At 69.7% G+C, this 12,189-nt stretch carries 12 protein-coding genes and 3 pseudogenes; 7 read left to right on the top strand and 8 right to left on the bottom strand.

Going from position 1 to position 12,189, the window contains the following annotated elements; translation table 11 throughout:
- Positions 1–418 precede the first annotated feature (418 nt).
- The 4 genes and pseudogenes from fghA to HK415_RS12135 form a co-directional block, all read right to left on the bottom strand.
- Positions 419–1,263: pseudogene (fghA, locus tag HK415_RS12150) on the bottom strand (S-formylglutathione hydrolase).
- A gap of 1 nt (position 1,264) precedes the next feature.
- Complete coding sequence (locus tag HK415_RS12145; protein WP_171559546.1) at positions 1,265–2,371, bottom strand: S-(hydroxymethyl)glutathione dehydrogenase/class III alcohol dehydrogenase; 1,107 nt, start codon at positions 2,369–2,371, stop codon at positions 1,265–1,267.
- 82 nt (positions 2,372–2,453) lie between these two features.
- Complete coding sequence (locus tag HK415_RS12140) at positions 2,454–2,747, bottom strand: I78 family peptidase inhibitor (protein ID WP_171559543.1); 294 nt, start codon at positions 2,745–2,747, stop codon at positions 2,454–2,456.
- 75 nt (positions 2,748–2,822) lie between these two features.
- The gene (locus tag HK415_RS12135) at positions 2,823–3,053 is read right to left on the bottom strand and encodes a 4-oxalocrotonate tautomerase (RefSeq protein WP_256373102.1); all 231 of its coding nucleotides are present in this window, start codon (positions 3,051–3,053) and stop codon (positions 2,823–2,825) included.
- A gap of 46 nt (positions 3,054–3,099) precedes the next feature.
- On the opposite strand from HK415_RS12135, the gene HK415_RS12130 reads away from it, so the two are divergent.
- Positions 3,100–3,996, top strand: a complete 897-nt coding sequence (locus tag HK415_RS12130; protein WP_171559537.1) for a dienelactone hydrolase family protein — start codon at positions 3,100–3,102, stop codon at positions 3,994–3,996.
- Positions 3,997–4,051: 55 nt separating this feature from the next.
- The gene (locus HK415_RS12125) at positions 4,052–4,894 is read left to right on the top strand and encodes a ZIP family metal transporter (RefSeq protein ID WP_171559534.1); all 843 of its coding nucleotides are present in this window, start codon (positions 4,052–4,054) and stop codon (positions 4,892–4,894) included.
- Positions 4,895–4,912: 18 nt separating this feature from the next.
- On the opposite strand, the gene HK415_RS12120 is transcribed toward HK415_RS12125, so the two are convergent.
- Positions 4,913–5,308 carry a thrombospondin type 3 repeat-containing protein gene (locus HK415_RS12120; protein WP_309246674.1) on the bottom strand — a complete coding sequence of 132 codons (396 nt, stop codon included), beginning with the start codon at positions 5,306–5,308 and terminating at the stop codon, positions 4,913–4,915.
- Positions 5,309–5,537: 229 nt separating this feature from the next.
- On the opposite strand from HK415_RS12120, the gene HK415_RS12115 reads away from it, so the two are divergent.
- From HK415_RS12115 to HK415_RS12105, 4 genes and pseudogenes are all read left to right on the top strand, one after another.
- Positions 5,538–6,914, top strand: a complete 1,377-nt coding sequence (locus HK415_RS12115) for a hypothetical protein (RefSeq protein WP_171559531.1) — start codon at positions 5,538–5,540, stop codon at positions 6,912–6,914.
- Positions 6,915–7,105: 191 nt separating this feature from the next.
- Positions 7,106–7,366: pseudogene (locus HK415_RS27060) on the top strand (DUF4142 domain-containing protein); the annotation flags it as partial.
- Positions 7,365–7,622 carry a DUF4142 domain-containing protein gene (locus tag HK415_RS27055; protein ID WP_373684648.1) on the top strand — a complete coding sequence of 86 codons (258 nt, stop codon included), beginning with the start codon at positions 7,365–7,367 and terminating at the stop codon, positions 7,620–7,622. The pseudogene HK415_RS27060 and the gene HK415_RS27055, both read left to right, overlap by 2 nt.
- A gap of 31 nt (positions 7,623–7,653) precedes the next feature.
- Positions 7,654–8,232 carry a DUF4142 domain-containing protein gene (locus HK415_RS12105; RefSeq protein WP_171559525.1) on the top strand — a complete coding sequence of 193 codons (579 nt, stop codon included), beginning with the start codon at positions 7,654–7,656 and terminating at the stop codon, positions 8,230–8,232.
- 3 nt (positions 8,233–8,235) lie between these two features.
- Here the strand turns inward: HK415_RS12105 and HK415_RS12100 are convergent, their stop codons facing one another.
- Both HK415_RS12100 and HK415_RS12095 read right to left on the bottom strand, forming a co-directional pair.
- Positions 8,236–8,748, bottom strand: a complete 513-nt coding sequence (locus HK415_RS12100; protein WP_171559522.1) for a DUF4019 domain-containing protein — start codon at positions 8,746–8,748, stop codon at positions 8,236–8,238.
- A gap of 76 nt (positions 8,749–8,824) precedes the next feature.
- Positions 8,825–9,733 carry a DUF72 domain-containing protein gene (locus HK415_RS12095; protein ID WP_171559519.1) on the bottom strand — a complete coding sequence of 303 codons (909 nt, stop codon included), beginning with the start codon at positions 9,731–9,733 and terminating at the stop codon, positions 8,825–8,827.
- A 17-nt stretch (positions 9,734–9,750) separates the two neighbouring features.
- Here HK415_RS12095 and HK415_RS12090 point away from each other — a divergent pair.
- Positions 9,751–11,831: pseudogene (locus tag HK415_RS12090) on the top strand (ATP-dependent helicase).
- Positions 11,832–11,922: 91 nt separating this feature from the next.
- Here the strand turns inward: HK415_RS12090 and HK415_RS12085 are convergent.
- On the bottom strand, positions 11,923–12,183 hold the full coding sequence (locus HK415_RS12085; RefSeq protein WP_171559516.1) for a hypothetical protein: 261 nt from the start codon (positions 12,181–12,183) through the stop codon (positions 11,923–11,925).
- Positions 12,184–12,189 lie beyond the last annotated feature (6 nt).

Below are 12,189 nucleotides of genomic sequence, written 5' to 3'. Positions count from 1 at the left end.
ATCTCGTATCTCCTGGGAGCCCATCCACACGTATGCCGTGGCGGTGCATTGCCGCCCCCTACGCTCAGGATCGAATTGGTGGGTCAACCCAACGAGGCACCAAGACTGCTCGACCGCGCGTCCATGAATATTTCAGGCTACACGAAAATTGCATTTGGGAACACGCCCATTGGGGCGGTCGGGCATGGCCCCTCCATGCCATTCGGCACCTGGGTGCTCGTCCGGTGATCTGCGCCAAGCCGGGGCCGGGGGCCGCGCAGGCACTGCGGGCAGGGCACCTTCGCCCCGCTGGCCATGCTCAAGTGCCTGTCGCAAAAGGCTTTTTACGGCCTGCGCCCGCTGCGCCCCTGCCGCTTGGGCCGCATCGCGCCGTGGCGGAACAGCTCGCAGGTGCCGTCGATCAGGTCGATGGCCCTGCTCAGGCGCGGAGCAGGGCGGCGTGGTGCGCGAGATGCTCGCCCACGAAGCTGGCGATGAAGAAGTAGCCGTGGTCGTAGCCCGCGTGCCGGCGCAGGGTCAGGGGCTGCCCTGCGGCGGCGCAGGCCTCCTCCAGCCGTTCCGGCCGCAGCTGGGTGGCGAGGAACGGGTCCTCCATGCCCTGGTCCACAACCAGCATCGGGGCGCGGGCGCCGCCGGCGACGAGCCGCACCGCGTCGTGCTCCCGCCATGCCGACGCATCCTCGCCCAGGTAGCCCCCGAAGGCGCCGCGGCCCCAGGGCACATCGGAAGGTGCGCAGATCGGCGCGAAGGCCGACACCGAGCGAAACCGCCCGGGGTGCCGCAGTGCCAGCGTGAGCGCGCCATGCCCACCCATGGAGTGCCCCAGGATCCCCACGCGATCGTCGCGCACCGGAAAGCGTGAGGCCAGCACCGAGGGCAGTTCCTCCACCAGCCAGGTTTCCATGCGCCAGTGGCGCGCATACGGTTCGCGCGTCGCGTCCAGGTAGAAGCCGGCGCCGGTGCCGAACTGCCAGTCCGCATCCGCCTCGGCGACGCCCGTGTTGCGCGGGCTCGTGTCCGGCGTCACCAGCACCAGGCCATGCCGCGCCGCATGCTGCTGCGCCCCGGCCTTGATCGCGAAGGTCTGCTCGTTGCAGGTGAGGCCCGCCAGGCAATACAGCACGGGACAAGGCTCCTGCTGCGCCTGCGGCGGACGTACACGCCGAAGCGCATCGGCAAGCCGACCGCCTGCGACGCATGCTCGTGGAAGCCCTGCACCCCGCCGAAGCAGCGGTGTTCCTCCAGCGTGGTGACCGCATCCATCTCAATAGACCACCACCGAGCGGATCGACTCGCCGGCCTTCATCAGCTCGAAGCCCTTGTTGATGTCCTCCAGCTTCAGCGTGTGGGTGATCAGGTCGTCGATGTTGATCTTGCCCTCCATGTACCAGTCGACGATCCTCGGCACGTCGGTGCGGCCGCGCGCGCCGCCGAAGGCGGAGCCCTTCCAGACGCGCCCGGTCACCAGCTGGAAGGGGCGCGTGCCGATCTCCTTGCCGGCGTCGGCCACGCCGATGATCACGCTCTGGCCCCAGCCCTTGTGGCAGCACTCCAGCGCCTGCCGCATGGTGGTGGTGTTGCCGATGCACTCGAAGCTGTAGTCGGCGCCCCCGTCGGTGAGCTGCACGATGGCGTCGACGATGTCGGGGTGCTCCTTCGGATCGAGGAAGTGCGTCATGCCGAACTTGCGCGCCATGGCCTCGCGCTTCGGATTGAGGTCCACGCCGATGATCCGGTCGGCGCCCACCATCCTGGCGCCCTGGATCACGTTCAGCCCGATGCCGCCCAGGCCGAACACCACGACATTCGCGCCCGCTTCCACCTTGGCCGTGAAGATCACCGCGCCGATGCCCGTGGTGACGCCGCAGCCGATGTAGCAGACCTTGTCGAAGGGCGCGTCGGTGCGGATCTTCGCCAGCGCGATCTCCGGGGCGACGATGTGGTTGCTGAAGGTGGACGTGCCCATGTAATGGAGGATGGGCTGGCCGCCGAGCGAGAAGCGCGCTGTGCCGTCCGGCATCAGTCCCTTGCCCTGCGTGCCGCGGATGCGCTGGCACAGGTTGGTCTTGCGCGAGAGGCAGAACTTGCACTGCCGGCACTCCGGCGTGTACAGCGGGATGACGTGGTCGCCGGCCTTCAGCGATGCCACGCCCGAGCCGACCTCCAGCACGACGCCCGCACCTTCGTGGCCCAGCACGGCGGGAAAAAGCCCCTCCGGGTCGGCGCCTGACAGCGTGTAGTAGTCGGTGTGGCAGATGCCGGTCGCCTTGACCTCCACCAGGACCTCGCCGGCGCGCGGACCCTCCAGGTCGAGCTCTTCGATGGTGAGCGGCTGGCCGGCCTGCCAGGCCACGGCGGCGCGAGTCTTCATGGCGGTCCCCTCGGGTGCGAAACGACCCGAGCTTCGCAGTTTTCGGCGCGCTAGGGTGGCAAATCTGCCGGGGTCCGGTCTCCTACCCGCAGCGCACCGCGCTCACCCGGTTGTCCTCGCCCAGCACGATGTTGACGCGCTCGGCGTTGAACTCCATGGTCGTCACCTGGCCGGGCCGCAGCACGCGCACGGTGTCGGCGCCGCTGCGGCGCTGCACTTCGGCGGCCAGCGCATCGGTCGACGTGTAGCCGATCGCGAAGCGCGCGGCTTGCGCGTCGCAGGGGCCGGCCGGGGCGGCGGCGGACTGCGGAGGCTGCACGCAGCCGGCCAGCAGGGCGGCGGCGGCGAGCGAGAGGAGGGCCAGGTGGCGTTGCATGGGGCAGGGGATCTCAGTGCGCACATTGTCCTTCGCCGCCGCTGCGCGGCCGTAGGAGCGCGCCGCCGGTCGCGGTCAGGACTTCTTCTTCTCCGACCACAGCTCTCCGCCCGTGGCCCAGTCGCTCGGCTTGACGTCGAACAGCAGGATGTCCACCGACTCGGGCTTGCTGCCCAGCGTTTCCACGCAGGCCTGGGTCAGCGCCTTGACCAGGTTGCGCTTCTGTTCGGGGGTGCGGCCTTCGAAGAGGTCGACGCGGATCGTGGGCATGGGTGCTCCTTGGCTGAAACCCGTAGTCTGCGACAGGTCGGGGGATCGCTAGACTGCGGCGTCCGCAATGACCGAGGAAACCATGCTTGGCGAAGACCTGGGGAAGGATTTCGATGCGCTGCTGCCCGGCGCCTCCACCGTGGAGGGCGCGACGCGCCGCACCGCACTGAAGACGGCGCTGGGCGTCGGCTATGCCGCGGCGGCCGTGCCGCTGATGGCCCAGACGGCGATCCGCACGCCCGCCGACGGGCTGACCGTGGGCGAGATCACTTACGAGGTCAACGGCTTCAAGGTCCCGGCCTACCGAGCCGCGCCGGCCGGGCGTACCGGGCTGCCGGTCGTGCTGGTGATCCAGGAAATCTTCGGCGTGCACGAATACATCGCCGACACCGCGCGCCGCTTCGCGCGCGCCGGCTACCTGGCGATCGCGCCCGAGCTGTTCGCGCGCCAGGGCGACCCCAGCAGCTACGGCGAGGTTGGCAAGATCATGTCCGAGATCGTGGCCAAGGTGCCCGATGCGCAGGTGATGGCCGACCTCGACGGCGCGCTGCAGTGGGCGGCAGCCAACGGCGGCGACGCGCGCAAGGCTGCCATCACCGGCTTCTGCTGGGGCGGCCGCATCACCTGGCTGTACGCGGCGCACGGGCCGGTGAAGGCCGGCGTGGCCTGGTACGGGCGGCTGGTGGGCACGGCGTCGGACCTGACCCCGCGCCACCCGGTGGACGTCGCCGCCAGCCTCAAGGCGCCGGTGCTCGGCCTCTACGGCTCGGCCGACACCGGCATCCCGCTGGACACGGTTGATAAGATGAAGGCTGCCCTGGCGAACGGATCCCCCGCCGCCCGGGCCTCGCAGTTCGTGCTGTACCCCGAAGCGCCGCACGCCTTCCACGCCGACTACCGCCCCAGCTTCCGCCAGGGCCCGGCGGAGGATGGCTGGAAGCGCGCGCTGGAGTGGTTCAAGGCGAACGGCGCGGCCTGAAGACCGATAACAACGAACCCCGCAAGGAGCCGCCCCGAGGGGCGGCTTTCCATTCGTGAGCCTGATCACCATCCTCTTCGCGACCTTCGCCGCCGGCATCGGCAGCGTGTGGCTCGCGGCCGCCCTCATGCGCCTCGGCTGGAAGGACGCCGGCACCGGTCCCCTGGGTCGCGGCGCGGCCGAACAGCACCTCCTGAGCCTCGCCGCCGGCGCGCTGATGGCCACGGCCTTCATGCACCTGCTGCCCGAAGCGCTGGAGAGCGGGCGCAGCGCGGAGCCCCTGTTCACCACGCTGCTGGGAGGCCTGGTGTTCTTCTTCCTGCTGGACAAGGCGGAGCTCTGGCACCACGGGCACGAGCACCATCACCACCACGGGTCGAACGGCGAAGGGCATGCGCATGGCCATCACGAGGGTCACGCCCACGCTTCCGAACCCGCAGTGCGTTCGGGCGGCTGGGCGGTGCTCACCGGCGACAGCGTGCACTGCTTCGGCGACGGCATCCTGATCGCCTCGGCCTTCATGGCCGACGCGCGCCTGGGCCTGGTGGCGGCACTGGCGGTGCTGGCGCATGAAGTGCCGCACCACATCGGCGACCTGGCCGTGCTGCGGCAAACCAGCGGCAGCCGGCGCGCCGCGCTGGTGAAGGTCTCGCTGGCCGGCGCGGTGACGCCACTGGGCGGGCTGGTGGGCTGGTGGCTGGTGGACCAGCTGGTGGCCTACCTGCCCTTCTTCCTGGTGGTGGCCAGCAGCAGCTTCATCTACGTGGCGCTGGCCGACCTGATCCCCCAGTTGCAGAAACGCCTGGGCGCGCGGGAAACGCTTGCCCAGGTCGCCTGGTTGCTGGTCGGCATCGCGCTGGTCGCGGCCGTCAGCGCGATGCTGCACGGCCACGACTAGGCGCGGCCGCTCCCCCGCTCAGTAGCGGTAGGGATTCTGCGGCCGGCGGTCGAACCGGTTCGGCACGCCGTCGCCGTCGCGGTCGCGGTCGTAGCGGTTCGGGATGCCGTCGCGGTCGCTGTCACGCCAGCCGCGGTGGCGGTGGCCGCCGTAGTGGGGCTGCGGCACCACGTAGCTCGGCTGCGTGTAGATGTAGGACGGCTGGTAGTAGTAGCTCGGCTGGCTGTACACCGGTTGCGCATAGCCGTAGCCGTAGCTCGGCACGCCCAGGCCGATGTGAACGTCGACGTTCGTGCGTGCGTGGGCGGCAGGCGCCGCCAGTGCGATGGCCGCGGCCGCGGCGGCCCAGCGCCATCCAGGTTGTCTTGCCCATGACTGCTCTCCTTGTTCGTAGGTGAGTGGATGCTCGGTCACCCATGTCAAGCGCAGCGCGCGAACGTGCAAACGCTCTGTGAAGCTCGCAGCGTTTGGTTTCGCAGCGCCGAGCAGTCCTACATGCCATCGGCAGTTGTCCGACAGGGTCATCAGCGGTGCAGTCCTACTCTGGACTCGTTGATGGAGGACCCGGCCCCTTCGCTTCATCAAGGCGCGCGCGAGCCTTCGTCACACATCGACCACAGACAGATCCACAAGGAGAATGAACATGGCTTCTCGTGATTACGAAGATCGCGACCGGCAGAGCCGTTGGGGCAGTGGCAGCGGCGAACAAGGCCAGGATCGCGGCCAGGGGCAGGATCGCGGCCAGGGCTACGGCGGCAGCGAGTCGCGCGGCAGCTGGGGCGGCCAGCAGGGCGGCGGACAGTTCGGCGGCTCGCAGGGATCGCAGGGTTCCCAGGGCGGCTACGGCCGCTCGGGCTCGGAGTTCGGCTCGCAGCAGTCGTCCGGTTATGGCGGCTACGGCGGCGAGAGCCATGGCTACGGCCGCGGCACGTCCGGCTCCGAGTACGGCGGCAGCCAGGGCAGCTGGGGCCGCGGCGAGTCCGGCAGCGAGTTCGGCGGCGGCCGCAATGCGGGCGGCATGCAGTCGTCCGGCTTCGGCGGTGGCGGCCAAAGCTACGGACAGGGCGGACAGGGCTATGGCAGCCAGGCCGGCCAGTCGGACTGGAACCGGTACGGCAGCCAGCAGGGCAGCTGGAGCGGTGGCCAACCCGGTGGCGGCTACGGCCAGATGAGCAGCGGCATGGGCGGCCAGTCCAGCGGTGGCACCTACGGCCAGGGCGCGGGTGGCTACGGCAGCAGCGGCTATGGCCAGGGCGGCGGCTATGGCAGCACGCAAGGCTGGCAAGGCGGCCAGGGCCACGACCAGCCGTCCTACGGCCAGGGCGGCAGCTACGGGCAGGGCCGCTATGGCGGCGGCATGGGCAGCAGCGTCGGCCAAGGCAGCCAGGGCAGCTATGGCAGCGGCAGCCAGGGATACGGCAGCCAGGGCTATGGCTCCGGCAGCCAGGGCTACAGCGGCGGCATGGGCGGCGGCTACGGCTATGGCAGCCCCCAGGGCAACTTCGGCGGCACCAGCAGCTATGGCCAGGGCGGCTATGGCGGCACCAGCCAGGGCAGCGAATGGAGCCAGGGCTACGGCAGCTCCAGCCAGGGTGGCGGCATGGGCAGCCAGTCGCGCGGTGGCCAGCAGCACCACGACCCCGAGTACCACCAGTGGCGCGAAGAGCAGATCCGCAACCTGGACAACGACTACCAGTCCTGGCGGCAGGAGCGCTACAGGAAGTTCAGCGACGAGTTCACCAGCTGGCGCAACAGCCGCAGCGGCGGCCAGGGCCAGGGCAGCGGTTCGCCGGGAAGCTCTTACGGCTCGCCGTCCGGTTCGTCCGGCATGGGCGGCACCGGCGGCGTGAGCGCTTCGGGCGGCAGCCAGGGCTCTTCGAGCTCGGGCACCTCCGGCAGCTACGGCTCCACCGGCCAGAGCGGCTCCAGCAGCCTGGGTGGCTCCAGCAGCACGGGCAGCAGCGGGTCGAGCGGCAGCAGCGGCTCGGTCGGCTCCGGCAGCAGCAGCACGAAGAAGTAAGCCATTGATGTTCCGCGGCGCCGTGGAAGCGGCGCCGCCTTTTTTTTCGTTCATGCAGTACAGGGAGAAAAGCACATGAAGAAACACCTGTTCGCCGTCCCTGCGCTGCTCGCGCTGGCGCTCTCGTTCGGCCCGGCGCAGGCACAGACCCCGGCACGGGCAGCTCCGTCACCGGCGGCCAGTCCGCGCCGATGGCGCAGCCGGGCACCGGCACGCGCAACCTGCCGGGCAAGGGCGCGGTCGCCCGCGCCGACCGCAAGTTCATCGGCGACGCCGTCAACAGCGGCATGTTCGAGGTGCAGGTGTCGCAGCTGGCAGCGAGCAAGGCCACGGATCCCAACGTCAAGAGCTTCGCGGGCATGCTGGTGGACCACCACACCGCGGCCAACAACGAGCTGGTGAGGATCGCCAACGCGCGCGGCGTGGAACTGCCGGCGGCGCCCAGGCGCGCTGCGGCGCGACATCGAGAAGCTGGGGAAGAAGAAGAACGGCGACGAGTTCGACCGCGAATTCGTGCGCAAGGTGGGCATCAAGGCGCACGAGAAGGACATCAAGCTGTTCCGCAAGGCGGGCAAGGACGTGAAGGATCCGGAGCTCAAGGCCTTCGTGGACAAGACCCTGCCGACGCTGCAGGACCACCTGGCCGCGGCGCAGCAGCTGCCGCAGTCCGGCAAGAACGCGGCGGCGATGGGTGCCGGCAAGAATTAGCGGAAGGTTCCGCGTGAACTGGAGGTGCACCATGCGTACCGCCGTCGTGGCTCTCGGGGCCGCCGCCTTGCTTGCGGCGCTGCCCGCGCTTGCGCAGCCGCGCGCCAACCTCTATGCGGCCGCCGCGGCCGCGGAGGCGAAGCCGCTGTCGCAGCCGCAGCGGATGGAACGCCGCTTCCTCCAGATCGCCGCGGCCAACCTGCGCTTCCGGGCCGAGGCCTCGCGGCTGGCCGCGACGCGCTCGAACAATCCGGCGGTGAAGGACCTGGCCAACGCGCTGCTGGCGCGCCAGCAGACCGCGCAGCCCGAACTGCTGCGGCTGCTGCACGCGCGCGGCATGGCCATGCCGATCCCGACCAACGAGCACGGCAAGGTGCTCAAGGATCTGGCGAAACTGAACGGGGCGAAGTTCGACCGCCTCTACGTCGAAGAGGTGGTGCTGCGCTCGCACCAGGCCGACATCGGCAACTACGAGAAGGTGGCTCTGCAGGCGCAGGACCCGGTGCTCAAGGCCTGGGTGGACCGGCAGTTGCCGGCGCTGCGCGTGCACCACGCCAAGGCCGGCAAGGCGCTTCCCAGCGCCTCGCTGCGCGGCCAGCGCGCGGTGTAGCGCTTACTGCGCCTGGTAGCCGGTGACGCGCCAGCGGCCGTCGCTGTCACGCATGGTGGCGACGGTTTCGATCACGTCCTTCTTCCCGGCGAACTGGGTCACGAACACGGCGGTCACGTAGTCGCCCGGCGGGTGGCCGGTGAGAGTCTTCTTGTAGAACGCCCGCAGCGGTTCGCGCTGCGCGAACGCGCCGAAGGGCTCACGCAGCTTCGGGATATTGTCCATCCAGGCGGCCAGCGGGACGTTCTTGCGGAACAGCTGGCTGGATACGTCCCAGGCCGAACCCCAGTCCTTGCGATCGAGCATCAGCAGCCATGCGTGGGCCGACATCTCGCCCGCCTTCTCGAACTCGGGGTTGCTGATCACGCCGTCGGTGAGCGGGGAGCGCTCGACGGACGCGGCAGGGGGCGCTGGCGCGGGCGCCGCGTTGCCCGGTGCCCGCACCTGTGCCTGCGCCGTCGCGGCACAGGCAGCCAGGCTCAGGGCCAGCAGGGTTCGACGTTGGCTCGGCTTCATGCAATCACTCCAGGGTCGCGGTAAACAGCCGGCAGTCTAGCCGCTGGCATGCGGCCCCATGGCCGCGTACGGAGTTTTACGCCGCGTTTACCCGCAGCAGCTCGCGCATCATCCGGGCCCCGACCTGGCCCTGGTCCTCGTTGTTCGTGTTGAAAATCACATGCACATGGTCCGCCAGCGTGGCCATGTGCCGGATCTCCGGCAGCATCGCGGCCAGCTCGTCCTGGCTGTACCAGTAGTCGAAGCGCGCGGAGGAGGCGGCCAGGCCCTTCCGGTTCCAGGTCTCCCGGTTGCGCCCGTGCAGCCGCAGGATCGCGAGCCTCGGGTTCGTCACCTCCCACACGCAGGGCACGCAGTTGGCGAAGCCCTGCGGCGAATCGACGACCGTGTGCACGAGGCCGAGCGAGCGCTCCCAGTCGATCGTCTGCTCCAGGTGCTCGCCGGAGAACCAGGTGGCGTGGCGGAATTCGGCGGCGAGCAGGTGGCCTTGCATCTTCTCCACGCAGTGTTCGACGTGCGCCATGCTCGCGCGGTTGCGCAGCATCCAGGGTGCGAACTGGAAATGCACCGCACCGAGCTTGCCGGCGTCCTTGAGCGGCGCGAGCGCCTCGATGAAGCGCCGCCACAGTTCGTCGCGGATGTCGAGCGGCAGGTCCGCGTAGTACAGCGTGCGGGCCAGGTCCGGGCCCAGTGCCTGCTGGATGTCGCGATGCAGGGTTTCGGGCGGCGTCTGGTGCCCCGTGAACAGTCGGAAGGCCTTGATGTTGAACACGAAGCCCGGCGGCGTGCGCTCGGCCCAGAGCTGCGCGTTCTGCGGCGTCGGCATGCCGTAGTAGCTGGAGTCCACTTCCACCATGGGGAACTGGCTCGCGTAGAAGCGCAGGCGCTGCTCCGCCGTCTTGCAGGCGGGCGGATAGAAGCGGCCGCAGCCGACCAGGCTCTTGTCGGTCCAGGAAGCGGTGCCGACGAGGATGTTGTCGCTCACTGTATTAATATACAGCGATGCAGTCCCCCGAAGCGCCCGATCCGCTGGCCTCCCTGAACCCGCAGCAGCGGGACGCCGCCACGCACGGCACGGGCGACAGCGCGGGTGACACGCGGCCGCTGCTGGTGATCGCGGGCGCCGGTTCGGGCAAGACCAACACGCTGGCGCATCGCGTCGCCACGCTGATCCGCCATGGTGCGGAGCCACAGCGCATGATGCTGCTCACCTTCAGCCGGCGCGCGGCGCAGGAGATGGAGCGGCGCGTCGGCGGCGTGCTGCAGCAGGCCCTCGGCCTCGCCGGCACGCAGGCCCTGCCCAACCTGCCCTGGAGCGGAACCTTCCACGGCATCGGCGCGCGCCTGCTGCGCGAGTACGCGAACCGCATCGGGCTGGAGGACACCTTCACCATCCACGACCGCGGCGATGCCGAGGACCTGATGGGCATGGTGCGGCACGAGATCGGCTTCTCGGATGCGAAGAAGCGCTTCCCGCTCAAGGGCACCTGCCTGGGCATCTACTCGCGCGTGCTGAACACGCGCGATCCTCTCGGACTCGTGCTGCAGTCCGTCTATCCCTGGTGCGCGCAGTGGGAGGACGAACTGAAGAAGCTGTTCGGCGCCTACGTCGAGGCCAAGCAGCAGCAGAACGTGCTGGACTACGACGACCTGCTGGCCTTCTGGGCCGACATGATGGCCGAGCCCACGCTGGCCGAGGAGGTCGGCGCGCGCTTCGACCACGTGCTGGTCGACGAATACCAGGACACCAACCGGCTGCAGTCGGAGATCCTGGTGGCGATGAAGCCCACCGGGCAGGGCGTGACGGTGGTGGGCGACGACGCCCAGAGCATCTACTCCTTCCGCGGCGCCACCGTGCGCAACATCCTGGACTTCCCGCACCAGTTCACGCAGCCGGCGCGCGTCGTCACGCTGGAGCGCAACTACCGCAGCACGCAACCCATCCTCGACGCCAGCAACGCGGTGATCGCCGCCGCCCGCGAGCGCCACGCCAGAACCTGTTCACCGACAAGGCCTCCAGCCAGCGCGCGCAGCTGGTGCTGGTGCCCGACGAGGCGCAGCAGGCGCGCTGGGTGGCCGACCAGGTGCTGCGCCAGCGCGAGGCGGGCACCACGCTCAAGTCGCAGTCCGTGCTGTTCCGCGCCAGCCACCACAGCGCGGCACTCGAACTGGAGCTGGCGCGCCGCAACATCCCCTTCGTGAAGTTCGGCGGCCTCAAGTTCCTGGAGGCCTCGCACATCAAGGACGTGATGGCGGTGCTGCGCTTCGCGCACAACCCGCGCGGCCGCATGGCGGGCTTTCGCGTCGCGCAGCTGGTGCCGGGCATAGGCGCGGCGACCGCCACGCGCCTGCTCGATGCGATGGCGCAGGCACCCGACCCGCACCAGGCGTTGCAGGCCTTCGAGCCGCCGGCGCAGGCGAAGGAGGAATGGGCGCAGCTCTCCGCGCTGTTCGCGAAACTGGACGACGCGGAACTGGCCTGGCCGGCCGACATGGAGCTGGCCAAGGCCTGGTACCTGCCGCAGCTGGAGCGCCTGCACGACGACGCGCAGGTGCGCAAGCTCGATGTCGAACAGCTCGCGCGCCTGGCCGCCGGCTACGGCAGCCGCGAACGCTTCCTCACCGAGCTGACGCTGGATCCGCCCGAGGTGACCAGCGACCAGAGCGGCCCGCCGCTGCGCGACGAGGACTACCTGATCCTGTCCACCATCCACAGCGCCAAGGGCCAGGAATGGAAGGCGGTGCACGTGCTGAACGTCGTGGACGGCTGCATCCCGAGCGACATGGCCACCGGCACCACCGAGGAGATCGAGGAGGAGCGTCGCCTGCTCTATGTGGCCATGACGCGCGCCCGCGAACACCTGCACCTGCTGGTGCCGCAACGCTTCTACGTCTCGCAGCAATCGGGCGGCGGCGACCGCCACGTGTATGCGGGCCGCACGCGCTTCATCAGCGAGGCGATGGCGGCGCAGTTCGAGCACCTGACCTGGCCCGAAGGCATCCCGGTGCATCCCGGCACCGGCGCGCAGCCGCAGGCGCCGGTGATGCAGGTGCGGGCGCGCGCACGCGCCGCCTGGCGCTAGCCCGCGCGCCGCGCCGCCGCCGGATCGCCGGGGCAGGGCGATTCCTACGCCGATGCACTGGGCAAACCGACAGCCTCCGCGGTGGGGCTGCCTAGATTGAGCTGCGTGGCCGCATGACGAATTCGACGGCCCTCACCCCCAAGGAGCAATCTATGGCATCGCGCAGTTCTTCCTCTTCCTCTTCTTCCAGATCGGGCGCGTCGCGCAGCAGCAAGCCCAGCGCCAAGAGCAGCAGCAGCAAGTCCTCCAGCAGCATGAAGTCGTCTCCCAGCAGCAAGCCCAGCGCCAAGGGCAAGGCGAGCAGCAAGCGCAGCGCCGCTGGCGGCGAAAAGAAGAGCACGCCCAGCACCAAGTAAGG

This window comes from Ramlibacter montanisoli (assembly GCF_013087525.1).
GTDB classification, from domain to species: domain Bacteria; phylum Pseudomonadota; class Gammaproteobacteria; order Burkholderiales; family Burkholderiaceae_C; genus Ramlibacter; species Ramlibacter montanisoli.
The sequence above is the reverse complement of the archived record's forward strand: the minus strand, read 5'-3'. Positions and strand labels throughout refer to the sequence as shown.